A 22,309-nucleotide genomic window follows, 5' to 3' on the forward strand; every position below is an offset into this window, starting at 1 on the left:
TGAGTCGTGCATGCAGAGCAGCCCGTTGCGCTCTCTCCAATGGGAAACTACCTTCTCATGTAGCGAGAATCAATGTTCCATTATTGATAAATACGCCGGTAGGAGTCCGCTACGACCGATCAGGCGACTCAGAGGCAACGAGGGGCCGGGGCGGTGACAACACGTGGCAACCGCTTGTGAGTCATGGGGGCCAGCCCGCGTAATTGACGCACATCACAGGACAAGGAAGTTCTCTATATGTTGTCTAAATCGCTCCGCTCGCGGGTGCGCACGGGACTTTTCACCGCACTGGTCACCGTCGTCACCCTGTCCACGGCAACGGCCTGCGGGACAGACCAGTCCTCGGGACCCTCGGGATCAAGCGACGGCACACTGTCCGTCGCGATCCAGGGCACGCCGAACTCCTTCGACCCCGCCCAACTACTCGAAGGCCAGCAGGCGTACGTGTGGGCCGGCATCTTCGACACCCTGCTGTACCTCGACAACGACGGGAAACTACAGCCGAACGCTGCCGAAAGTTGGCAGATCAGCGACGACGCGAAGACCGTGACCCTGCGTTTGCGGTCCGGTATGACCTTCAGCTCCGGCGCGCCCGTGAACGCGGCCGCGGTGAAGGCGACCATGGACCGTACGAAGTCCACTGCGGGCACGATGCAGAACTGGCTGCGCTCGGTGAACGCCATCCGCACGCCCGACGACCACACCGTCGTACTGGAACTCGCCCGGCCCGATGCCGGACTGCTCCCGTCCCTGGCCATGGGGCCGGGCGTCATCGGCGACCCCGCGACCATGAGCGAGGCCCGCACCGCCCTGAATCCCGTCGGCTCCGGGCCGTACACACTCAATACAGCGGAAACGGTGAACGGTACGTCGTATGTGCTGAACCGGCGCGACGACCACTGGAATGTGGAGGCATACCCGTTCCGTACGGTGAAAATCCGGGTGATCCCCGATCGTACGGCCACGCTGAACGCGCTGCAGGCCGGCGAACTCAACGCGGGCAGCGTCGAGGCCACCCACCTGGATCGGATGAAGGCGAGTGGCTTCGAGATCACTCCGGTCGAAGGCGGCTCACTGGTGAGCCTGGTGATCGCCGACCGCAAGGGCGAACGGACCCCCGCGCTGGCCGATCCGCGCGTGCGCAAGGCGATCAATATGGCCTTCGACCGCACGAAGATCGTCGAACAGATCACCCACGGTGCCGGCACGCCGACGGTACAGACATTCAACCCCATGGGCCCTGCCTACGACCCCGCGCTCGCGAATGAATACCGGTTCGATGTGGAGGGAGCCAAGCGACTCCTCGCCGAGGCGGGCTACCCGGACGGGTTCGCGGTGAACCTGCCCGAAACCGTGTACGCCAAGACGTTCGCACCGACTGTCACCCAGTCGCTCGCGGCCATCGGCATCGCGGCGACCTGGGAGCCGGTGCCGATGCAGCAGGCCAACGCCGCGATCGCCTCGCAGCGGTTCCCGATGACGCTCGCCGTCGACGGCACCGGTCCGTTCCCGCGTGAGCTGCAGGGTTTCGCGCCCGACCACGCGCGCAACCCTTTCCACACCGCCGAGCCGGAACTCACCGCGTTGATCGACCAGTACAACCGGGAACTCGACCCGGAGCGCGCGGACGAATTGGCCGAGAAGATCAACGCGTTCACCGTGCGCTACGCCTGGGACGCGCCGATGTTCTTCGTCACGACCAACTGGGTGACCAAGGACGGCGTCAAGATCGTGTCGACCGGGCCACGCGTCCTGAATTCCGTACGTCAGTTCGATATCGCGAAGTGAGGCACAACCCATGATTCTGTACGCGCTCCGAAGACTGGGAACGGGCTTGGTGCTCGCGGTACTGGTCACTCTGATCGTCTATCTACTGTTGAGCAGTTCGTTCGGCAGTATCGTGCACGGGATCGTCGGTCCGGCAGCCAGCCCGGAGACGATCGCGGAGCGTACAGCTGACATGGGTTTGGACCGGCCGATTCTCGTGCAGTACCTCGATTGGCTCGCGCACGCGGTGCGCGGCGAATTCGGGGTCTCGTACTTCACCAGCGAACCGGTCGGTCAGGCGGTGTCTAGCCGTCTCAGCGTGACCATGTCCATCGTGATCGTCGCGTTGCTCACCACCGCGCTGGTGAGTGTGGCTCTTGGCGTGCTGGCGGCCACCCACAGCGGTCCGATCGACCGGTTCGCCCAGGCGTTTTCGCTGACCGGAACGCTCGTACCGAACCTGCTGCTGGCGATCGGGCTGGTCTTCGTGCTCGCCATCGAACTGAAACTGCTGCCCGCCACCGGTTACACGCAGTTCAGTGAGGATCCGGGCCGCTGGGCGGCCGCCATCACCATCCCGGTAATCGTCCTGGTAATCCATGGCATCGCCAATCTCACCGCCCAGGTGCGCGGCGCGATGATCGACGAGCTGCGCAAGGACTACATCCGCACCCTGCGCACCCGCGGCATCTCCACCCGCTCGGTGGTGCTGCGTCATGCCCTGCGCAATGCCGCGGGCCCAGCGCTGACGGTGTTGTCGATGGAATTCATCGCCATGTTCGGTGGCGCGCTCATCATCGAAAACGTGTTCGCTCTCCCAGGTTTCGGCTCCTTTGCCTTCACCGCGGCGCTGCAGGGCGACGTGCCGGTCATCATGGGCATCACGCTGTTCGCGGTGGCGCTGGTGGTCGGGGTCAATCTGACCGTGGATCTGGTGAACGGCTGGCTCAACCCGAAGGCGAGAATTCATTGAACGCGACATCTCCCACCCAGGGCGTCGACGCCGGACCTGCGGTCCGCACCGGGACGGTGCGCCGTCTGCTGCGCGAACCACAGGCCGTTGTCACCGCCGGGATCCTGGTCCTCATCGTGGTGCTCGGGCTGGCGGCTCCGCTGCTGGCCGACCACGACCCCAACGTCTCCTCCCTCGATGCCGTCAACGCCGAGATCGGTACCACCGGCTATCTACTCGGTGGCGATCAGAACGGCCGCGACATCTTCTCCCGGCTGCTGTACTCGATCAATACCAGTGTGGTGTCGGCGCTGATCGGCACGAGCCTGGCCCTGGCAGTCGGTGTCACCGCCGGGCTCGTCGGTGGCTACTTCGGCACCCGCACCCGCGCGGTCACCGAGTGGATCTTCAACCTCATCATGACCTTTCCCGGCCTGTTGCTCCTGATCGTGCTCATGCCGGTGACCCACGGCGACTACCGGGTCACGATGGCGATCTTCGGCGTCCTGCTCTCGCCCACCGTCTACCGCATCACCCGCAACCAGGTGCTCGGCGTGAAGAACGAACTGTTCGTCGACGCCGCCCGGGTCGCCGGGCTGCCGGACCGGCGCATTCTGGCCCGGCACGTGCTGTTCGTGGTGCGGGGCCCGATCATCATCGCCACCGCGTTCCTGGCCGGATCCGCCATCGGCGTCCAGGCCGGCCTGGCCTTCCTGGGTGTCGGTTCCAGCTCGGTGCCGAGCTTCGGCGCCATGATCGCCGACGGGTTCATCAACCTCTACGTCGATCCGCTGCATTTCGTCTGGCCCAGTCTGATGCTCGGCTTCATCACCGCGTCCCTGGTGCTCTTCGGCAACGCCCTGCGCGACACCCTGGCGAGTGAGAGCCGCCGCAAGCCGGTGAAAATTGCCGCCACGGCACCCCAACCGGTCACCGACAGCGAAAACACCCCCACACCGACCACGTTGCTGACGGTGCGAGATCTCACCATCTCCTACCCCTCACCCTCGGGCGAGCTGAAGGAAGTGGTGAGCGGTGTCTCCTTCCACGTCGATTCGGGCGAAACCCTGGGTCTGGTCGGCGAATCCGGCTCCGGCAAAACCCAAACCGCGTTCGCCGTCCTCGGCGTCCTGCCACCCGAGGCGATGGTCACCAGTGGGTCGATCACCCTGGCCGGCGACGAACTGCTCGGGTGCGGGGAAAAACAGCTCCGCGCCATCCGCGGGCGCGATATCGCCTACGTACCGCAGGAACCCATGACCAACCTCGATCCCTCGGTGACGGTCGGTTCCCAGCTGGTCGAAGGTGTGCGGGCGGCCAAGCCCATGTCCCGGCGCGAAGCCCGCGCGCGGGTGCTCGCGTTGCTCGACAAGGTGGGTATCCCCGATCCCCAGCGCACGTTCTCGTCCTACCCCCACCAGATCTCCGGTGGTATGGCCCAACGCGTCCTGATCGCCGGCGCGGTCGCGTCCCGGCCGCGGGTGCTCATCGCCGACGAGCCGACCACCGCGCTCGATGTGACGGTCCAGGCCGAGATCCTCGATCTGCTCCGCGATCTGCAACAGGAATTGGATATGGCGGTGCTGCTCGTCACCCACAACTTCGGTGTCGTGGCGGACCTGTGCGACCGGGTCGCGGTGATGCGCCGCGGCGAGATCGTCGAAACCGGAACCACGGTCGGCATCTTCGAACAGCCCGAACACGAGTACACCCGCATGCTGCTGAGCTCCATCCTCGACGACAGCATCGTGCGCACCGATCCGCCCACCGCCGGGGACACCGACGAGCCCGCCCCGGCACCAACAGTTGTGGAGGCCGCGTCATGACCGCACTGCTCGAAGTGGACGACCTGCGCGTCGCCTTCCCCGGTCGCGGCTTCCGTGCCCGACCCACCGAGGTACTGCACGGGGTCTCGCTGAGTGTCGCCACCGGCGAAACCCTCGGTCTGGTCGGCGAATCCGGCTCCGGAAAGACCACCATCGGCCGAGCTGTCCTCGGTTTGGTGGAACCGGGCGGTGGCCGCATCCGCTTCGACGGCACCGACATCACCCACCTCGGCGGCGCCGCCAGGCGGGCGTTGGCTCGCGACATCCAGGTCGTCTTCCAGGACCCCTACGGCTCGCTCAACCCGTCGCTCACCATCGGCGACATCCTCAGCGAGCCGCTGGTCGTGCAAGGGGTCAGCCCGTCGGCCGCGCGCGCTCGCATCACCGAACTGCTCGATCAGGTCGGCCTGCCCGGCGACGCCGCGGCGCGCCTGCCGCGTGAGTTCAGTGGTGGGCAGCGGCAGCGCGTCGCCATCGCGCGCGCGTTGGCGCCCGAGCCGAAGCTCATCGTCTGCGACGAACCGGTCTCCGCGCTCGACCTGTCGACTCAGGCCCGCGTGCTCGACCTGTTCATCGACATCCAGCGTCGCACCGGGGTGGCCTACCTGTTCATCTCCCACGACCTCGCCGTCATCCGGCATGTCAGCCACCGGGTCACGGTGCTGTACCGCGGCGACATCGTCGAGACCGGCGCCGCACCGGAGGTGACCAGCTCACCCGCGCATCCCTACACCCAGCGTCTGCTGCTCGCCGCCCCGGTTTCCGATCCGGTCGAGCAGCGGCGCCGCCGCGCCGAACGTCGTCGGCTCGCCGAACAAGCCGGCACCGCTTGAGGATTCGGCCGTACCCGCCGGAAACTCGCTGATCATCCATGGCAGTCGGTCATTGCCCGAAGGCCGCTGGCGAAAGGGCTCTCATGACAGTGACCGTCGGCATTCTCGGAGCGGCGCGGATCGCACCGCTCGCGCTCGTCCATCCGGCCCGCGAACTCGACGGGATCGAGGTGGCGGCCGTCGCCGCCCGTGCTCCCGCCCGTGCGGCCGCCTTCGCTGCGGAGCACGCGATTCCGCACGTACTGCGCGACTACGACCAGCTCGTCGACGATCCCCGCATCACCGCCATCTACGTGCCGACACCGGCCGCGCTGCACGGCTATTGGATCCGCCGAGCGGTCGACGCGGGCAAGCACGTGCTGTGCGAGAAGCCCTTCACCGCCAACGCGGCCGAAGCTCTGGCGATCGCCGAGCACACCGCGGGCACGCCACTGGTGGTGATGGAGGCGTTCCACTCGCTGTACCACCCGAGCTGGGCCACCCTGTCGCGGCTGCTGGCATCCGGGGTGATCGGTGAGGTCCGCCGGGCGAGCGCGCGTTTCGTTGTCCCGCACAAGGATCCCACCGACATTCGATGGCAGCTCGCCCTCGGGGGTGGAGCGCTCATGGACCTCGGCGTGTATCCGGTGCGGTTGCTGCGCTACCTGTTCGGCACACCGGAGATCCGTTCGGCCGTCGCCGAACACACGCTCGGCGTCGACTCCGCGATGACCGTGGAGTTCGTCTTCCCCGGCGGTATCACCGCCGAGGCGGTGGCGAGTATGCGAGCGCACGACCAGGTCGGCGCCGAACTCCACGTCACCGGCACGTCGGGAACCGTGCACCTACGCTCGCCGTATCATCCGCATTTCGCCGGACAGATCACGATCCTCACCGCGGCCGGATCGCGGATCGAGACCTGCGATCCACGCTCCACGTACTCATATCAGCTGCAGGCGTTCCGCGACGCCATCGGCGGCGGCGCCCCGGTGGTCACCGGGGCCGCCGACGCCGCCGAGTCCATGCGGTTGATCGACGACACCTACCTGGCCGCCGGGATGCGGCCACGCGTTCCGCTGTGCTGAGGATCGGGGCTATTCGATCTTGTTCTTCATCTCGTCCAGGCCGACCAGCACCGGGTATCCGTTCACGCTCAACGCGTTTCCGTGCCCGGTCTGGTGGATGTCGAAGACCGACTGGATCGCGGCGTAGAAGCCCTGCACATCGAGGGTCTGGTTGACCGCGCGCTTGGCCTGACGCAGCCCGAACGGTGGCATCTCCGCGATCCGGCTCGCCCATTCCCTTGTGCGCGAGTCCAATTCGTTGCGTGGCACCACCAGGTTCACCATGCCCGTCCGCTCGGCCTCCTCGGCGGTGAGCGGACGGCCGGTGAAGAGGATCTCCTTGGCTTTTCGGGCACCGAGTTCCCAGGTGTGCCCGTGGTATTCGACGCCACCGATGCCCATCAGCACCACCGGGTCGGAGAACAGGGCGTCCTCGGCGGCAACGATGAGATCACACGGCCAGCACAGCAGCAGCCCACCGGCGATGCAGCGGCCCTGCACCGCTGCGATACTGGGTTTCGGCGTGTTCCGCCAGCGCAGCGAATACTCCAGGTACCGGCGGCTCTCGGCCGCGTAGATCGTCTCCAGAGTGGTCTTGTCGCCGGACTGTCCGAGGCCACCCTTGAGATCGTGCCCCGCCGAGAAGTGCCTGCCCTCGGCCCGCAGCACGATCACGACCACCTCATCGTCGGCCGCGGCGGCAGTCCACGCGGCATCCAGCTCCTCGAGCAGGGCCGGGTTCTGGACGTTGGCGACCTCCGGGCGATCCAGGGTGATCGTGGCGATCTTGTCGGCTACTTCGTACCGGATGTACATCGGCTCATCGCCCCCGGGGCATGCCGAGCACCCGCTCGGCGATGATGTTGCGCTGGATCTCCGAGGTGCCGCCCGCGATGGTGCCCGCGAAGCTGCGCACGTAGCGTTCGAACCAGCTCGCGGAGAAGTTGTCGTTGTTCAGTGGCATGTAGGGCCCGGTCATTCCCGGATGCACCAGTCCGTCGGCACCGGCCGCGAGCAACGCGTGCTCCGAGGCACGCTGCACCGATTCCGAGCCGAGCAACTTCAGTACCGACAGCGCGGCCACGTCCTGCTCGCCGCGAGCCTCCCGGGCCAGCGCCGCCGACCCGAGCAGCCGCAGCGCGTGCGCGTCCATCACGAGCGTCGCGTAGCGGTCCCGGTCCAGCGCCGTGCGCGGGCGGAAGTCGACGAGCAGGTCCTCGAGCCGATCGGCGAAGCTCAGCCACAACAGGGTGCGCTCGTGCCCGAGCGAACCGGTGGCCACCTGCCAGCCCTTGTGCAGTTCGCCGACCAGGTTCTCGGCGGGCACCCGGACGTCCTCGAAGAAGACCTCGTTGAAGTCGAGGTCATCGGCCGAGCACACCGAGGGGAACGGGCGGCGGGTCACGCCGGGGGTATCGGTAGGGATCAGCAGCACACTGATGCCCTTGTGTTTGGGCGCGTCCGGATCGGTGCGCACGAAGGTGAGCAGCACGTCGGCGTCGTTCGCACCCGATGTCCACACCTTCTGCCCGTTCACCACGAAGTGGCCGCCGTCGAGCACCGCGCGCGTGCGCAGCGAGGCCAGATCCGAGCCCGCACCCGGCTCGCTCATACCGAGCGCGGCGGTGAGTTCGGCCCGCAGAATCGGTGCGGCCCAGCGCTTCTTCTGCTCGTCGGTGCCGAACGACAGCAGTGAGGCGGCGATGATGCCCAAGCCCTGCGGATTGAAGCTGTGATAGATCCGCCGCTTCGACAACTCCTCCAGGTGCACGTACTGCTGCAGCAGCGTGGCGTCGCGGCCGCCGAACTCCGGCGGATTACCCGGCAGCAGCCAGCCGTTGTCGAACAGCAGTCGTTGGAAGCGCCGCGCCCATTCGGGGATATCGGCACTGGAGCGCGCCCGCTGGGCCGTCTGCTCCTCGGCGGGCAGATGTTCGGTGAGAAAGGCCGCGAACTCGGCCCGGAAGGCCTCGACGTCGGCATCAAAGGTGAGCTGCACGGTACTCCTCGGCGATGAGCGCTCGGTGTTCGTCGGCGCCGCCGAGCATCAGCTCGCCGGCTTGGGCCCGCTTGAGCGCGAATTGCAGGTCGTTCTCCCAGGTGAACCCCATGGCCCCGAACAGCTGCAGGCCGTGGCGGAACACCAACGCCTGGCACTCCCCCGCCGCGGCCTTGGCCATGGCGGCGGCCAGGCGCCGGCGCGGGTCGTCGGCCGCGATGGCGAGTGCGGCGAAATAGGACAGGGCACGGGCTCGTTCGATGGCCACATGCATATCGGCGGCCTTGTGCTGCACCGCCTGGAACGAACCGATCACGGTGTCGAACTGTTTTCGGCCGCCGACGTGTTCGAGGACCAGTTCCAGAACGCGCTGACAAGCCCCGACAGTGGTGAGCGCGATGCCCGTGAGCGACAGGTCGCGCGCCCGCCGGGTATCCACGGCCGCGCGATCATCGTTGCCCACTCGCACGCCGGGAAAAGACGCCTCGGCGATGTGCAGCCCCGGATCGAGAACCGGTGTGCGCGTGATGATCGCGGCCGCAGCGGGAACGAGGAACACCCCCGCCTCGGTCGCCACCGCCAGCCACTCGGCGCGATCCGCGTCCAGCACGTGCCGGCCGGTGCCGTGCAGCAGCCACCCGGAACCGTCACGGGTGGCGCTCACACCGTCCAGCACCGCGGCGCCCGGGCGTTCGAGGTGGCCGAATCCCGGTGCCAGCGGCGCGAATTGCGTCATGGTCGCGAGGTAGGGCGTGGGATCCACACACCGGCCGAGCTCCTCGAGCACGATGGCGAGTTCGACGGCCACATCCGGATCGGTCAGTTCGGTCCAGCCGAGCTCGACGTAGGTCTGCCACAGCGGAGCCGGGTCCGCCGCGGCGTCCACGATCGACCGGATCAGTCTCGGCGGGCATTGTTTGGCCACGACGCCACGGACGGTGTCCCGCCACAGCCGTTGATCGCGGTCGAACTCGAAGATCATTCCGGCCTACCTCCCTTATCAGCGCTAACGTCAACTACTTGCCTTGGAGAATACCATTCTCTCCCCATGAAAGTCATACTCTTCATATGGTGGATCGACACACCGAGGTGGGATAAGAGGAGGACCGTACTCTCGGGTAAGGTGCAACCATGTTCTCCCCCGACAGCAGAGGACTGATCACCCAGTGACGACCCCCATCGAAGAGCCGGCATGGAAGCAACGTGCGGTCGAACGCTCGCTCAAGACCGCGAAGTTGCGCGCCGAACAGCGGGTTCAGCGTTTCCTGGACGCCGCCCAGGCGATCATCACCGAAAAGGGCAGCACAGACTTCACGGTCCAACAGGTCGTCGATCGCTCCAAACAGTCGTTGCGCAGTTTCTATTTGCAGTTCGACGGCAAGCACGAGCTCCTGCTCGCCCTCTTCGAGGACGCGCTCGGCCGTGCCGCCGACCAGATCCGCGCCGCCGCCGACGGCCAGTCGGACCCACTCGACCAACTGCGCGTCGCGGTGGAATTGCTCTACGAACTGTCCCGGCCCGACCCCAGCGCCGCCCGGCCCCTGTTCACCGACTTCGCACCACAGCTGCTGATTTCCCATCCAGTGGAGGTCAAGACCGCGCACGCACCGTTGCTCGCCCTGTTCACCGAATTGATGGAGAAGGCCGCGGCGGAGGGCAAGCTCCGGTCCGGCGTCAACACCCGCCGCATCGGCGCCATGACGATGCAGACCGTCATGTTCATCGCGCAGTCGTCGAGTTCCGCCGATGACGCCACCACCAAACCCATCGGCGCCGAGGAAGTCTGGGACTTCTGCTCACAAGGGTTCGCCGCCCGATAATGAGAATCGCATTCTCAATTCTGTAGAGCATCACTTACACTGGTCGTATGCCCGACCTCTGGACCGACCTTCTCCGCTGCCTCGACCTGCGGCCACAGCAGGACAGCCCGACCGCCGAGAGCGACGTCCCGCGACGCGACAACACCAATCGCGCGGCGCCGCTCTCGGTATTCGAAGGCACCAACCAGCACCTCGACTACCACCGCCTCTTCGGCGGGCAACTGCTCGCGCAATTCGTGCGGGCCGCGACCGCCGCCTGCCCCGACAAGGCCGTCAAATCGGTCCACGTGCTGTTCGCGCGCGAGGGCAAGAGCGACGCTCCCGTCTACTACATCGTGCACAGCCAGCACCAGGGCCGATCCTTCGCCGCCGTGACTGTCACCGCCAGGCAGAAGGGCGAGGTGATCGGCACCGCCGCCGTTTCCATGCACGCGGTGGAGGAGGGTTTCGCGCACCAGACGCTCGCCGCCGACGCACCGCTGCTGCCGCCTGAGCGTCGGGTACACCTCGACCTGATCCCTTGGGAGACAAGGGCTGTCGCCGATCTGGACGACACAGCGACCGGGCCGGCCGCGTACGACCTGTGGATGCGCACCCCCGCGGTAGGCCAGGACATGGCCGCACCCCTCGTGGCCTACGCGACCGATCTCAATCTCATCGGGACCGCGCTGCGGGTGGTGGACGGCGTCGGCCAGCGGGGCAACGGCACCAGCTTCACCTCCGCGACGACCTCGCACACGGTCTGGTTCCATCGCCCGTTCCGCGCCGACGAGTGGCTGTTGCTGCGCCACCACAGTCCCATCCTCGCGCACGGCCGCTGTTTCGGCCGCGGCGATGTGTTCACCGAGGACGGCGACCTCGTCGCGTCCTTCGCCCAGGAAGCGTTGCTGCGCTTCCGGCCGTGACACCTACCAGTGGAGGCACTCGTGAAAATTCATCCGCCGTCGCCCCGCGCCCTCCGGGTCGTGCAGTGGGCCACCGGGAACATCGGCTCCCAATCCTTGCGTGCGGTGATCGATCACCCACGGCTGACCCTGAGCGGCCTCTACGTGCACACACCCGGCAAGGTGGGACGCGCCGCCGGTGAACTCTGCGGGCACGACGACGCCACCACCGTGCGCGCGACCGACGACATCGACGAAGTCCTGAGCCTCGGCGCCGACTGCGTGCTGTACATGCCCCGCGCGCTCGACGCCGCCGCGGTGTGCCGAATCCTGGCCTCGGGCACCAACATCGTGACCACGAGCACCGCGTTCCATCATCCGCCGAGCATGGATCGCGAACTGTGCGCGCGGGTGGAGGCGGCGTGCTGGGCAGGCGGTGCTTCCCTCTACAGCACGGGGAGCAGTCCTGGTTTCATCACCGAGGCCGTCCCCCTCGCGCTACTTTCCCTGCAACGGCGGCTCGGGCTGCTGAGCATCGACGAGTACGCTGATCTGACACACCGCGATTCCCCGGCGATGCTCTTCGACGTGATGGGCTTCGGCCGGGATCCGGCCGACTTCCCGACCGAGCGCGCCGCACACCTCGGTGCCGGTTTCGGTCCTTCGCTGCGCTTGCTGGCCGAGGAGATGGGTACGCCGCTCGACTCGGTGACCGCCCACGGCGAGATCGCGGTCGCCCGTCGAACGACGGAGATCGCGGCAGGCACGGTGACAGCTGGAACCGTCGGCGCGCAACGCGTTACCGTCGCCGGACGCCGCGACGGTGAGACCCTGCTGAGTTTCCGCGCCACCTGGTACTGCACGCGAGACCTGGAAGCCGACTGGGAACTGCGCGACACCGGCTGGCACATCGAGGTCGACGGGGACGCGCCCCTCGATGTCGACATCCGCTTCCCGGTACCGGTCGAACGGATGGCGTCGACCTTTCCCGCGTACACGGCCCATCGTGCGGTGAACGCTGTCGCGGCGGTGTGCGCCGCGCCCACCGGCATTCGGACGACCACCGAATTGCCGCCCTTCGGCGCCGCTCTCGCCTGAATCACCACCCGACACGTCGCGCGGCCGGATCGCTGGATCCGGCCGCGCGATCAGTGGTCTGTCAGCTCACGCGCGCGGCATAGAGCGCGGCGTACTCCTTGCGTGAAGTGGTCGAGGTATCGACATCCTTGGCGCGAAGACGCAGCGCCCCGACCGTCGCCTGCTCCTTGGGGATGTGGGCGAACGGGTCGATGCCGAAGAACCGGCAGGCGTTCTGCCAGGTGATCTTGTTGATATCGGCGTCGTCGGCGCCGGCCGCCTCGAGTTCGTTGTGCACGAATTCCGGCGCGTCCGGCCACAGCGAATCCGAGTGCGGGTAGTCGCACTCCCAGGCGATGTTGTCGATGCCGACGTCGTGACGGTGCTTGAGCGCGGTCTTGTCGGTGACATAGCAGGCGAGCACGTGCTCGCGGAACACCTCGCTGGGCAGTTTGCCGCCGAAGTCGCGGCGCAGCCAACGCTGGTTGGTGTAGTGCCGGTCGGAACGGTCGAGGAAGAACGGAATCCAGCCGATGCCACCTTCGGACAGGGCCACCTTCAGCTTCGGGTAGGTGCGGAAGGCCGGCCCCCACAGCAGATCCTGTGCCGCGAGCTGGGAAATGCTCGGCGCGAGCACCATCAGATTGTCGATCGGCGCGTCCGGCGCCAGCCGCAGAGCCCCGAAACCCTGCCCGATGTGCAGGTTCATGACCGTGTCGTGCTCGCACAGCGCCTCGAACACCGGCGCCCAGTACTCGATGTCGTGATAGGAGGGCAGTCCGTCGATGTGGGGCAGTTCGGCCATCGTCACCGAGTGGCATCCCTTGCTCGCCAGCCGCGCGATCTCGGCCACTGCCAGCGCCGGATCCCACAGCGGCAGAATGCCGCACGGGATGAACCGGCCGGGATAGGCGCCGGCCCAGTCCTCGATGTGCCAGTCGTTGTAGGCCTGGATCATCCCGACCGTGATCTCGTCCTTGAAGTACGACAGGTGCCCGGCGCTGAAACCGGGGAAGGTCGGGAAACACATCGAGGCGAGGATGCCGTTGGCGTCCATGTCCTTGACGCGCTCGTGGATGTCGTACACCGCGGGCCGCATCTCGGCGTAGCCCGCCGGGTCGCGCGCCCACTCCTCGGCGGGCCAGGACACCACGGCGTTGAGCCCCGCCACCCCGGTCGGTCTGCCGCGGTAGACCCACCGGTCGACGCCCTTGTCGTCGACCACCACGGTGGGGGTCTGTTCGGCCCACTTGCGTGGAACGCGTCCTTTGAACATATCCAGCGGCTCGACCACATGGTCGTCGATGCTCACCAGGATCATGTCGTCGATCTTCACGTGCATCCTCCGTCATCACTGGGGCTCTGCGCGGGCTGCCGCCTCGGGCCGGGGCGGTGGCACGGTCCCCTCGGGTGTGAGATTACAACTCTCCGTTGCTGAGAATTCTACTCTCGCACGGAGTCGGTCACTTTACAATCACCAATCCGGAGCTTCGGGCCCGGTGGTGGCGACGTCGCAGAACGCCGGATCATCGGCCGTCGACACCGCGGGGCTCGCCTGCGGGCGCAGCAGCGATTCCGCCGCCGAATACGGGTCGAGCAGCCCGTGGGCGACACCGCGCGCCAGCCGATCCAACTCGGGGTGGGTGCGGAGCCGGGTCTGGGCCAGCGACAGGATCTGCGTGCGCGCGCGAGCGGCGCGACGGTCACCGGTGTCGGCCCGATGATGGGCCTCGACGGCCTCGACCAGCTCGTCCAGACCGGTGCCATGGGACGCGACCAGGGTGAGCACGGGCAGGTGAGTCTCGGCGTGCAGGTCGCGTACCGCCTGCTCGGCGCCGTCACGATCGGCCTTGTTGACGACCAGAATGTCGGCGATCTCGAGCAGACCGGCCTTGGCCGCCTGAATCGCGTCGCCCGCACCGGGATTCATGATCACCAAGGTGGGATCGGCCACCGCCGCGATCTCGATCTCCGACTGGCCGACACCGACGCTCTCGAGCAGCACCAGGTCGTAAGCCAGCCCCGCGAGCACCCGGATGGCCGCCGGCACCGCGGCGGCGAGCCCGCCGAGGTGACCGCGCGTGGCGACCGACCGGATGAGCACATCGGGATCGTTGATATGGGCCGCCATCCGGATGCGGTCACCGAGCAGCGCGCCACCGCTGTAGGGCGAGGACGGATCGACGGCGAGCACCGCCACCCGTAACCCCCGCGCCCGGTAAGCGGTGGTGAGCACGGCGATCGTGGTGGATTTGCCCGCCCCCGGCGGACCGGTCAAACCGATCACCCTGATCGGGGTGTGGTCGAGGACCGCGAGCACCTCGGCGCGGCGCGGGCTTTCGACCAGGCTCAGCAGCCGTCCCGCGGCACGCATACTGCCACCGCGCGCCGCCGCGACCAGTTCGTCGATGGTCACCGGTGCACCGCCGTCATGGAGCGGCTACCTCGATGAGGGTGGCCGAGCCCATGCCACCGCCGGCGCACATGGCGAGCATCCCGAACCCGCCACCGCGACGGCGCAATTCGTGGACCATGGTCACGATCATCCGGGCGCCACTGGCGGCGACGGGATGGCCGAGCGAACATCCACTGCCGTTGACATTGACGCGCTCGGGATCGATGTCGAGTTCCCGCATGGTCGCCAGCGGCACCGACGCGAACGCCTCGTTGATCTCGAACAGGTCGATATCGGCGATCGAGAGTCCCGCTCGGTGCAGTGTCTTGCGAATCGCCCCGATGGGAGCCAGGCCCGTCACGGCCGGGTCCACCCCCACCGAGGCCCACGCGCGCACAGTCGCCAGCGCGGGCAGGCCGAGGCGCCCAGAGGCCAACGCGAGTACCGCCGCGCCGTCGTTGGCGCCACTGGCATTGCCCGCAGTGATACCGAATCCGTCGATTTCCGGGTGCAGGGGTTTGAGCGAGGCCAGCTTCTCCATGCTCGTGCCGCGCCGCGGATGCTCGTCGACGGCGAAGGTGCCGTGCGGGGTCTCGATGGGGACGATCTCGTCGGCGAAGCGGCCCGCGTCGATGGCGGCGATGGCGTTGCGATGTGAGCGCAGCGCCCAGGCATCCATCTCCTCGCGGGTCAGACCGTATTTCACGGCGGCGTTCCAGCCGACGGTGATGGACATGTCCAGATTCGGCGCGTCCGGCCGGTTCGGGTGGGAGGGCGAGACCCAGGGATCGACCCACTCGTCGGTATCGACCCGGAAGCGGGCTTTGGGTGCGGTGGAGTCGGAGTTCACGCCGCCGGCGAGCACGAGCTCGTCCATTCCGGCCCGGATTCCGGCGGCAGCGGTCTGCACCGCTGACATCCCCGCCGCGCAGTGGCGGTTGTGGGCGAGTCCGGGAATGGTGGTGAGCCCCGCGGTGACGGCGGCGTGGCGGGCGATCACCCCGCCGCCGTAGCGCCCCTCACCGAGGATCACGTCGTCGATGCGATCGGCGTCGACACGTGCCGCCGCGGCGGCGATCACGTGGTCGGCCAGGAGGAACGCGTCGGTGTCGCGCAGTGTCCCCTTCCCGGCGGTACCGATAGGCGTGCGCAGGGCCGCGACGATTACGGCTTCGGGATCAGGCATCGGTGTTCTCCAATTCGGTGATCAAATTGCGGCGCAACAGTTTTCCGGTTTCGGTTCGTGGCAGTTCATCGCGGAAGACGATGGTGTCCGGCGTTTTGGACGAGCGCAGTCGCTCCTTCACCCATCGCTTGATCTCGCCCGGGTCCCCCGCGCCCACGAGGACGGCGACCAGCCGCTGCCCCCATTCCGGGTCGGGCACACCGATCACGGCGGCCTCCCGGACATCGGGGTGGGCGAGCAGCACATCCTCGATCTCGGCGGGTGCGATGTTCTCGCCGCCACGGATGATTGTGTCGTCTGCCCTGCCCTCGATGTAGAGATAACCGTCGGCGTCGAGGTGCCCCAGGTCGCGGGTCGGGAACCAGCCGTCGGCGTCCAGGGCGCTGCGGCCACCGTATTCGCCGGAGATCTGCTCGCCTCGCACGAAGACCAGCCCGGTCTCCCCCGCGGCGACAGGCCGACCTTCCTCGCTGCGGATCTCGATCTCGATCCCGGGTAGCGCCCGACCCACCGAACCGAGCCGGTCGCGGGTCGCGGGCTGATCGGAGGCCAGAGCCGTGCGGTGGTCGTCGGGCCCGAGTACCGCGATGGAGGAGGCGGTTTCGGTGAGTCCGTAGGCGTTCACGAACCCGGTGTGCGGGAAGACCCGCAGCGCGCGCTCGAGCACCGGGCGCGGGGTGCGTGCACCGCCGTAGGCGAGGCTGCGCAGCTTCGGCACCGCAGCGTCCGCACCGGGCACCGCGTCGACGATCCTGGCGAGCATGGTCGGCACCAGCATCGCGTGGGTGATGTCTTCGCGTCGAACGGTTTCCAGCCACTCGGCGGGGCCGAAGGCGGACAGGTAGACCACGCGCCGACCGCTGTAGAAGTTCGACAGCAGATTCGTCAGACCGGCGATGTGATACGGCGGCACCGAGACCAGCGTGGCCTCGCCTCCCGCGCTGCCGAACTCCTGGGTGTTGAGCAGATAGGCCATGAGGTGGCGGTGCCGCAGCAGCGCGGCCTTGGGCTCGGCGGTGGTGCCGCTGGTGTAGATGATCACCGCGACGGCGTCGCCGTCCCAGGGCACCTCACCCGGCGGGCCCGGATCGTCATCGGCTGCCACGAGCGCGTCCAGATCGCCGGGCCGCAGGACCACCGCGCCCGGATGGCGAGCCAGCAGCGCGTCGAGTTGTCGCGCGCCGAGACGGTAGTTCAGCGGCACGAACGGCACACCGGCCAGCGCCGCGCCGAACAGGGCGACGGGATAGGCGAGGTGGTTGGCGCCGAGGTAGAGCACCGCCGAATGACGCCGGAACCTCCCCGCCGCACGCCGCGCCGCCGCGGCCAGTTCCGTGGCCGACAGCGACCGGCCCCCGGCCGTCACCACCGCGCGCTCCTCCGCCGAAGCGGCCATATCGAGAATCATGCTGATGTTCATGAGAATGCTATTCTCTACATCAGAGAGTGTTAATTGCAAGAGAGGATACGGAATGGATATCAGCGGGAGCGTCGCCCTTGTCGTGGGCGGAACGGGCGGACTCGGCGAGGCCACGGTGCGCCGTCTGCTCGCGGCGGGCGCGAAAGTGGTGGTCGCCGACGTCGCCGACGACAAGGGCAAGCAACTGGCCGACGAGCTCGGCATCCGCTACGTACACACCGATGCGACCGACGAGGACTCCGTGCGGGCCGCCATCGCCGAGGCGGAATCTCTTGGTCCGCTGCGCATTTCGGTCGACACGCACGGCGGGCCAGCCTCCGGTGGACGGCTGATCGGCAAGGACGGCAGCCCGCTGGCGCTCGACGGCTTCCGAACCACCGTCGAGTTCTACTTGACCGCGGTCTTCAATGTGATGCGACTCGCGGCCGAGTCGATCGCCAAGACCGAACCGCTGGCGGATGGCTCGCGCGGTGTCATCGTCAATACCGCCTCGATCGCCGCCTACGAGGGACAGATCGGTCAGCTGCCCTATGCCGCGGCCAAGGGTGGCGTGGTCGGCATGACGCTGGTCGCCGCGCGCGATCTGTCACCGCTGGGTATCCGGGTGGTCACCATCGCGCCGGGTACCGTCAACACGCCCGCCTACGGTAAGGCCGCCGATCAGCTCGAGGAGTACTGGGGCAAGCAGGTCCCGCACCCCAAGCGCATGGGCCGGTCCACCGAGTACGCGCAGCTGGCCCAGGCGATCGTCGAGAACGAGTACCTCAACGGTGAGGTGATCCGGCTCGACGGCGCCCTGCGCTTCCCGCCGAAATAGCCTCGTTCGCCGCGCAGGCACAGCGGCGATCCCGCTGACGTATTCGGGCCCCGAAGCCGAGCTTCGGGGCCCGAATCATGTTCTCGCCGTTCAGTTGTACGTGGTCAGGCTTTCTTGCTTGCTGTCAGCCGGGCGATGTTGCGCTGGAAGTCCTCGGTCTGGAAGGACTGGTACTCGGCCTGGGTCGCATAGTCGATGCTGGCCAGCACGGCCCGCTCGAGGTGGATGTTCAACATCCGTTTGGTCGCCTCCACCGCTTGACGTGGTTGCTCGGCGATCCGCTTCGCGCAGGTGAGCGCCTCGCCGTAGGGGTCGGCCACCACATGATTGACCAGGCCCAGTTCACGCGCGCGCTCAGCGGTGATCCGGGTGCCGGTGAGCGCGTACTCCTTGGCCAGCAACAGACTGATCTGCAGGGGCCAGGTGAGCGGGCCGCCATCGGCGGCGACCAGTCCCACCTGGACGTGCGGGTCGGCCAGGTAGGCGTCCTCGGCGATGTAGACGATGTCGCTCAACGCCACCAGGCTGCAGCCGAGGCCGACCGCCGGGCCGTTGACGGCCGCCACCACCGGTACCCGGCACCGGGTCATGCCGAGCACGATGTCGCGTCCGTGCGCGATCGTCTTCTTCCGCAGGTCGTCGTCGCGGGCCAGCTCGGCGAGGTAGGTGAAGTCGCCGCCCGCCGAGAAGGCTTTGCCCGCCCCGGTGAGTACGGCGGCACGGGCGTCGAGGTCGTCGTTCAGTTGCGGCCACAGCTTCGCCAGCCCGGTGTGCAGGGCGTCGTTGACGGCGTTGAGGTTGTCGGGGCGGTTCAGGGTGATGATCCGCAGCGAGCCCTCGGCCCGGACGTCGATTTCCGCTGGCAGGTCGTACATATCAGGCTTCCAATCCGAGAATGCGCGAGGCGATGATGTTCTTCTGAATCTGCGAGGTGCCGCCCATCACGCTCTGCGCGCGGCTGTAGAGGTAGGTCCCGAACAACTCGGGGTCGCGGGTGCCACCGACGGCGAGGGCGGCGTGCCCGACGGCCTGGTCCACCCAGGTCATGAGCAGTTTGTCGACCGAGCCCTCCGGGCCGTGCGAGACGCCGTCGAGCTGTTCGGAAAGCCGTCGGCGTACGTGCAGGCGCAGCATCTCGGCTTCGACCGCGGCCCAGCGCAGTTCCCGCGGCGGATCGTCACCGGTGCGAACGGCCAACTGCCGCACCAGCTTTCCGTACCGGGCCGAGTAGCCGAGCGTGGCGGGCTCGCGCTCGTGCCCGACCACGGTCATCGCGAGCTTCCAGCCCTCCCCCGGCGCGCCGACCATCTGCGCGGCGGGTACCCGGGCCCCGTCGAAGGTCACCTGCCCGAACTCCCTGGTGACACCGCTGATCATCCGCAGCGGGCGCTGCTCGACGCCCGGCTGTCGCATGGCGATGACGAAGGCCGAGATTCCCTTGTGCCGGGGCGCTTTCGGGTCGGTGCGGGCCAGCAGCAGACACCAGTCGGCGACATCGGAATAGCTGGTCCAGATCTTGTGGCCGTGGATCACGTAGTCGTCACCGTCGCGGACGGCCGTGGTCTTCAGCGAGGCCAGGTCCGAGCCGGCGTCGGGTTCGCTGAAGCCCTGGCACCAGCGCTCGGTGCCGTCGATCATGCCCGGCAGGAAGCGCTGCTGCAGTTCTTCGCTGCCGTGCCTGCCGAGCCCCTGGATCAGGTAACCCAAGCTCGGTCGTGGCGGTGCGCCCGCGCGCGCCAGTTCCTCGTCCAGGATCACGTCGTAGACCGGCGCCAGTTCCTGACCACCGAACTTCTTCGGCCAGGAAATGCCGAAGAACCCGGCACTGTGCAGCGCCTGATGCCATTCGCCCTGTTTGGCCCAGTATTCGTCGCCGGAGGTGGGGAACCTGCCCGCGTGTTCGGACAGCCACGCGCGCAACCGGTCCCGGAACGCGGCCTCCGCCGGTGAATCACGAAAGTCCACTGTCGGTCTCCTCCAGGGTCACGGGGAACAATTCGATGGATGTGAGCGCGCGCCTCAGATAGACGTGGGCAAGGCACTCCCAGGTGTTGCCGATGCCGCCGTGGACCTGGATCGCGGTCTCGCACACGGTGCGGGCGGCCCGCGCGCAATACACCTTCGCGATGCGCGCGGCCCGCACGGCCTGGTCGGGTTCGAGTTCGTCGACCGCCCAGGCGGCGTGGCGCAGCACGCTGATCGATCCTTCGATCAGCGCCAGCCCTTCGGCGAGCAGGTGCGCGACGGCCTGGTAGGAGCCGATCGAATGCCCGTACTGCTCACGGACTTTCGCGTAGTCGACGGCCAGGGCGTGCGCGCCGCGCGCCGCGCCGAGCAGATCCGCCGTGGTGGCGACGAGCGCGAGCGCGTACCAGTGATCGGCCTGTTCGGCCGACAGTTCACCCAGCGGCTCCCAGGGGCCGCTCACCTCGGCTTCCTCACGGGTCAGGTCCACGGTGTCCAGCGTGGCCGCGACCGTACCGGCCACGATCCGGCGGCCGTCGATCATCAGGACGCGTTCGCAGCCGCGGCTGTCCACGGTCCGGCCCTCGACGGCGATCGTCCAGTACTCGGCCTCACCGCGCACGCGGCCGTACAGGTCGTCGGCCAGCACCGGTCCGAGAAACGGCACATCGACCAGACCGCGGCCGAATTCCTCGGCCACGAGCGCGACTTCGACACCCGAGGCGCCGTCGGAGCGCAGCGCGCGCCAGCCCGTGGTGTCGACGGCCTTTTCCAGCCGGGTGATCCGAGCGGTGTCCGCCAAATCCTGGACCGACCCCGGTCCCAGTTCGCCGGCCAATTTGGCGGCCGCGTCGCGCAGCTGCCGTTGTTCACTCGTCAGACGTACGTCCATAGCGCTCCTCGAGACGTCGGCGCAGCACCTTGCCGGATGGCAGGCGCGGAATCTGGTCAACGAACACGACTCGGCGCACTCGTTTGTAGGTGGCCAGCCGGTCGGCGACCAGGGTGGTGAGTTCGGTCGTGGTCACCGGAGCGGTCGTGGCGACAGCCGCGACGACCGCTTCTCCATCGGCCGGATCGGGCACGCCGAAGACCGCGCAGTCGGCGACCAGCGGGTGACCGTGCAGTACCGCTTCGATTTCGGCGGGCGCGACTTGGAAGCCGCGCACCTTGATCATTTCCTTGGCCCGGTCGGTGACGAACAGCCAACCGTCGGGGTCGAGGTATCCGACGTCACCGGTCCGGTACCACCCGTCGCGTATCGCGTCCTCGGTGGCGGCAGCGGGCAGGTATCCGGCCATTCTGGAGGCCGAACGCACTTCGATCTCGCCGGTGTGGCCCGTTTCCACCGGCATGCCGGACTCCAGGGACACGATCCGTACGTCGACGCCGGGCACGGGTCTGCCGACGCTGTCCAGGCGCGCGCCGCAGACCGGATTACAGGCGATGACCGGCACCTCACTGGCCCCATAGGCCGGCATCCAGCCGATTCCCGTTCGGCGCGTGACTGTTTCGGCCACGCCGACCGCTACCGGGGTCGCGCCCCACATGATGTAACGCAGGGAGGACAGGTCGTAGGTTTCCAGTGCGGGGTGGGCCGCCAGCGCCAACGCGATGGGGGCGACGGCCATCTCGACAGTGATCCGATCGGCCTCGATGCACCGCAGCATCCGCTCCAGCTCGAACCGGGGGTGCAACCGCACCCACGCACCGCTGCGCAGCGCGAGTTCGATATTGAGCAAACCCAGGATGTGCGAGGGCGGGGTGAGCACCTGTATGCGGTCGGCGGCGGTGAAATCCAGCGCCCGGCGCCAGTGTTCGACGGCCGCGGTGAAGGAACCGTGGGTGTGGCGGACAGCTTTGGGCAGGCCCGTGGTGCCGGAACTGAACACCAGCAGGGCATCCGCGTCGGGGGCGAGTGGTCGGCGGTGTCCGCGGGCGGGCTCGATCGGCTCGTCCAGCGACAGCATGGGCATCAGCTCGGCCAGCACGCTCTGGTCACCGAGCGCGTGGGTCGGTGCGGTCACCGCCAGCGCGTGCGCCACTTCGTCGCGCTTCCACGCCGGACTGATCAGCACCACCGCCGCGCACAGCTGCCAGATCGCACGCACCGCGAGGACGAACTCGGGGCGGTTCGACGACATCAGCGCGACCCGCGCTCCGTCGCGCACACCGCGCGCGGCCAGGGTCTCGGCCAGTCCGGCCACCAACGCGTCGATGTCGGCCCCGCTGTACTCCCCGCCCTCGAAGGCCAGGGTCGCCGACGCGTCGAGAGCGCCGACCCCGGCCACGGGTACCGCCTCAGTCATGCGCGCCGATCCGCTC

General features: G+C 67.8%; 20 protein-coding genes. 9 read left to right on the forward strand and 11 right to left on the reverse strand.

All coding sequences use genetic code 11. The annotated features are described in order from the left end of the window. Positions 1 to 237 precede the first annotated feature (237 nt). From ACFO5K_RS19160 to ACFO5K_RS19180, 5 genes are all read left to right on the forward strand, one after another. Positions 238 to 1,788: an ABC transporter substrate-binding protein gene (locus ACFO5K_RS19160; RefSeq protein WP_378564566.1), complete on the forward strand. Its 1,551-nt coding sequence runs from the start codon at positions 238 to 240 to the stop codon at positions 1,786 to 1,788. Between the two features lie 10 nt (positions 1,789 to 1,798). Beyond that, on the forward strand, positions 1,799 to 2,740 hold the full coding sequence (locus ACFO5K_RS19165) for an ABC transporter permease (RefSeq protein WP_378564569.1): 942 nt from the start codon (positions 1,799 to 1,801) through the stop codon (positions 2,738 to 2,740). Continuing rightward, on the forward strand, positions 2,737 to 4,545 hold the full coding sequence (locus ACFO5K_RS19170) for an ATP-binding cassette domain-containing protein (RefSeq protein ID WP_378564572.1): 1,809 nt from the start codon (positions 2,737 to 2,739) through the stop codon (positions 4,543 to 4,545). Before ACFO5K_RS19165 ends, ACFO5K_RS19170 begins: the two co-directional genes overlap by 4 nt. Continuing rightward, entirely contained in the window at positions 4,542 to 5,378 is an 837-nt protein-coding gene (locus ACFO5K_RS19175; protein ID WP_378564576.1) for an ATP-binding cassette domain-containing protein, read from the forward strand. Before ACFO5K_RS19170 ends, ACFO5K_RS19175 begins: the two co-directional genes overlap by 4 nt. Positions 5,379 to 5,461: 83 nt before the next feature. Then, positions 5,462 to 6,442: a Gfo/Idh/MocA family protein gene (locus tag ACFO5K_RS19180; RefSeq protein ID WP_378564579.1), complete on the forward strand. Its 981-nt coding sequence runs from the start codon at positions 5,462 to 5,464 to the stop codon at positions 6,440 to 6,442. A 9-nt stretch (positions 6,443 to 6,451) separates the two neighbouring features. Here ACFO5K_RS19180 and ACFO5K_RS19185 read toward each other — a convergent pair whose 3' ends face one another. The 3 genes from ACFO5K_RS19185 to ACFO5K_RS19195 are packed head-to-tail and all read right to left on the reverse strand — an operon-like array spanning position 6,452 to position 9,402. After that, positions 6,452 to 7,237, reverse strand: coding sequence for an enoyl-CoA hydratase (locus ACFO5K_RS19185; RefSeq protein ID WP_378564582.1), 786 nt, complete (start codon positions 7,235 to 7,237; stop codon positions 6,452 to 6,454). 4 nt (positions 7,238 to 7,241) lie between these two features. Next, positions 7,242 to 8,420: an acyl-CoA dehydrogenase family protein gene (locus ACFO5K_RS19190; RefSeq protein ID WP_378564585.1), complete on the reverse strand. Its 1,179-nt coding sequence runs from the start codon at positions 8,418 to 8,420 to the stop codon at positions 7,242 to 7,244. After that, complete coding sequence (locus ACFO5K_RS19195; RefSeq protein WP_378564588.1) at positions 8,404 to 9,402, reverse strand: acyl-CoA dehydrogenase family protein; 999 nt, start codon at positions 9,400 to 9,402, stop codon at positions 8,404 to 8,406. The genes ACFO5K_RS19190 and ACFO5K_RS19195 overlap by 17 nt, the downstream gene beginning before the upstream one ends. A gap of 184 nt (positions 9,403 to 9,586) precedes the next feature. On the opposite strand from ACFO5K_RS19195, the gene ACFO5K_RS19200 reads away from it, so the two are divergent. From ACFO5K_RS19200 to ACFO5K_RS19210, 3 genes are read left to right on the forward strand one after another with little or no spacing between them, the layout of a single operon-like run. Continuing rightward, complete coding sequence (locus ACFO5K_RS19200; protein ID WP_378564591.1) at positions 9,587 to 10,240, forward strand: TetR/AcrR family transcriptional regulator; 654 nt, start codon at positions 9,587 to 9,589, stop codon at positions 10,238 to 10,240. A 47-nt stretch (positions 10,241 to 10,287) separates the two neighbouring features. After that, positions 10,288 to 11,145 carry an acyl-CoA thioesterase gene (locus tag ACFO5K_RS19205; protein ID WP_378564593.1) on the forward strand — a complete coding sequence of 286 codons (858 nt, stop codon included), beginning with the start codon at positions 10,288 to 10,290 and terminating at the stop codon, positions 11,143 to 11,145. 21 nt (positions 11,146 to 11,166) lie between these two features. Then, on the forward strand, positions 11,167 to 12,222 hold the full coding sequence (locus ACFO5K_RS19210) for an NAD(P)H-dependent amine dehydrogenase family protein (RefSeq protein WP_378564596.1): 1,056 nt from the start codon (positions 11,167 to 11,169) through the stop codon (positions 12,220 to 12,222). Positions 12,223 to 12,283: 61 nt separating this feature from the next. On the opposite strand, the gene ACFO5K_RS19215 is transcribed toward ACFO5K_RS19210, so the two are convergent. The 4 genes from ACFO5K_RS19215 to ACFO5K_RS19230 form a co-directional block, all read right to left on the reverse strand. After that, positions 12,284 to 13,537 carry an amidohydrolase family protein gene (locus ACFO5K_RS19215; protein ID WP_378564599.1) on the reverse strand — a complete coding sequence of 418 codons (1,254 nt, stop codon included), beginning with the start codon at positions 13,535 to 13,537 and terminating at the stop codon, positions 12,284 to 12,286. 138 nt (positions 13,538 to 13,675) lie between these two features. Further along, entirely contained in the window at positions 13,676 to 14,575 is a 900-nt protein-coding gene (locus ACFO5K_RS19220; protein ID WP_378566185.1) for an ArgK/MeaB family GTPase, read from the reverse strand. Between the two features lie 55 nt (positions 14,576 to 14,630). Next, a complete protein-coding gene (locus tag ACFO5K_RS19225; RefSeq protein ID WP_378564602.1) occupies positions 14,631 to 15,782 on the reverse strand; it encodes a thiolase family protein in 1,152 nt (383 codons plus the stop codon). Then, positions 15,775 to 17,202, reverse strand: a complete 1,428-nt coding sequence (locus ACFO5K_RS19230; RefSeq protein WP_378564605.1) for a class I adenylate-forming enzyme family protein — start codon at positions 17,200 to 17,202, stop codon at positions 15,775 to 15,777. The genes ACFO5K_RS19225 and ACFO5K_RS19230 overlap by 8 nt, the downstream gene beginning before the upstream one ends. Before the next feature lie 52 nt (positions 17,203 to 17,254). Between ACFO5K_RS19230 and ACFO5K_RS19235 the strand changes: the two genes are divergently transcribed. Next, positions 17,255 to 18,019 carry an SDR family NAD(P)-dependent oxidoreductase gene (locus ACFO5K_RS19235; protein WP_378564608.1) on the forward strand — a complete coding sequence of 255 codons (765 nt, stop codon included), beginning with the start codon at positions 17,255 to 17,257 and terminating at the stop codon, positions 18,017 to 18,019. A gap of 104 nt (positions 18,020 to 18,123) precedes the next feature. Here ACFO5K_RS19235 and ACFO5K_RS19240 read toward each other — a convergent pair whose 3' ends face one another. From ACFO5K_RS19240 to ACFO5K_RS19255, 4 genes are read right to left on the reverse strand one after another with little or no spacing between them, the layout of a single operon-like run. After that, entirely contained in the window at positions 18,124 to 18,894 is a 771-nt protein-coding gene (locus tag ACFO5K_RS19240) for an enoyl-CoA hydratase/isomerase family protein (protein ID WP_378564611.1), read from the reverse strand. A 1-nt stretch (position 18,895) separates the two neighbouring features. Beyond that, entirely contained in the window at positions 18,896 to 19,984 is a 1,089-nt protein-coding gene (locus ACFO5K_RS19245) for an acyl-CoA dehydrogenase family protein (RefSeq protein WP_378564614.1), read from the reverse strand. Continuing rightward, a complete protein-coding gene (locus ACFO5K_RS19250; protein ID WP_378564617.1) occupies positions 19,971 to 20,876 on the reverse strand; it encodes an acyl-CoA dehydrogenase family protein in 906 nt (301 codons plus the stop codon). Before ACFO5K_RS19250 ends, ACFO5K_RS19245 begins: the two co-directional genes overlap by 14 nt. After that, positions 20,854 to 22,293: a class I adenylate-forming enzyme family protein gene (locus ACFO5K_RS19255; protein ID WP_378564620.1), complete on the reverse strand. Its 1,440-nt coding sequence runs from the start codon at positions 22,291 to 22,293 to the stop codon at positions 20,854 to 20,856. The genes ACFO5K_RS19250 and ACFO5K_RS19255 overlap by 23 nt, the downstream gene beginning before the upstream one ends. Positions 22,294 to 22,309: the final 16 nt, after the last annotated feature.

The sequence above is a fragment of the Nocardia halotolerans genome, assembly GCF_042650145.1.
In the GTDB taxonomy this organism is placed as follows: Bacteria; Actinomycetota; Actinomycetes; order Mycobacteriales; family Mycobacteriaceae; genus Nocardia; species Nocardia halotolerans.

Coding starts and splice junctions, on each gene's coding strand:
- ACFO5K_RS19165 (WP_378564569.1), top strand. CDS start 1,799: ATGATTCTGTACGCGCTCCGAAGACTGGGAACGGGCTTGGTGCTCGCG.
- ACFO5K_RS19220 (WP_378566185.1), bottom strand. CDS start 14,575: ATGCGTGCCGCGGGACGGCTGCTGAGCCTGGTCGAAAGCCCGCGCCGC.
- ACFO5K_RS19195 (WP_378564588.1), bottom strand. CDS start 9,402: ATGATCTTCGAGTTCGACCGCGATCAACGGCTGTGGCGGGACACCGTC.
- ACFO5K_RS19225 (WP_378564602.1), bottom strand. CDS start 15,782: ATGCCTGATCCCGAAGCCGTAATCGTCGCGGCCCTGCGCACGCCTATC.
- ACFO5K_RS19185 (WP_378564582.1), bottom strand. CDS start 7,237: ATGTACATCCGGTACGAAGTAGCCGACAAGATCGCCACGATCACCCTG.
- ACFO5K_RS19230 (WP_378564605.1), bottom strand. CDS start 17,202: ATGAACATCAGCATGATTCTCGATATGGCCGCTTCGGCGGAGGAGCGC.
- ACFO5K_RS19250 (WP_378564617.1), bottom strand. CDS start 20,876: ATGGACGTACGTCTGACGAGTGAACAACGGCAGCTGCGCGACGCGGCC.
- ACFO5K_RS19180 (WP_378564579.1), top strand. CDS start 5,462: ATGACAGTGACCGTCGGCATTCTCGGAGCGGCGCGGATCGCACCGCTC.
- ACFO5K_RS19160 (WP_378564566.1), top strand. CDS start 238: ATGTTGTCTAAATCGCTCCGCTCGCGGGTGCGCACGGGACTTTTCACC.
- ACFO5K_RS19205 (WP_378564593.1), top strand. CDS start 10,288: ATGCCCGACCTCTGGACCGACCTTCTCCGCTGCCTCGACCTGCGGCCA.
- ACFO5K_RS19235 (WP_378564608.1), top strand. CDS start 17,255: ATGGATATCAGCGGGAGCGTCGCCCTTGTCGTGGGCGGAACGGGCGGA.
- ACFO5K_RS19240 (WP_378564611.1), bottom strand. CDS start 18,894: ATGTACGACCTGCCAGCGGAAATCGACGTCCGGGCCGAGGGCTCGCTG.
- ACFO5K_RS19255 (WP_378564620.1), bottom strand. CDS start 22,293: ATGACTGAGGCGGTACCCGTGGCCGGGGTCGGCGCTCTCGACGCGTCG.
- ACFO5K_RS19175 (WP_378564576.1), top strand. CDS start 4,542: ATGACCGCACTGCTCGAAGTGGACGACCTGCGCGTCGCCTTCCCCGGT.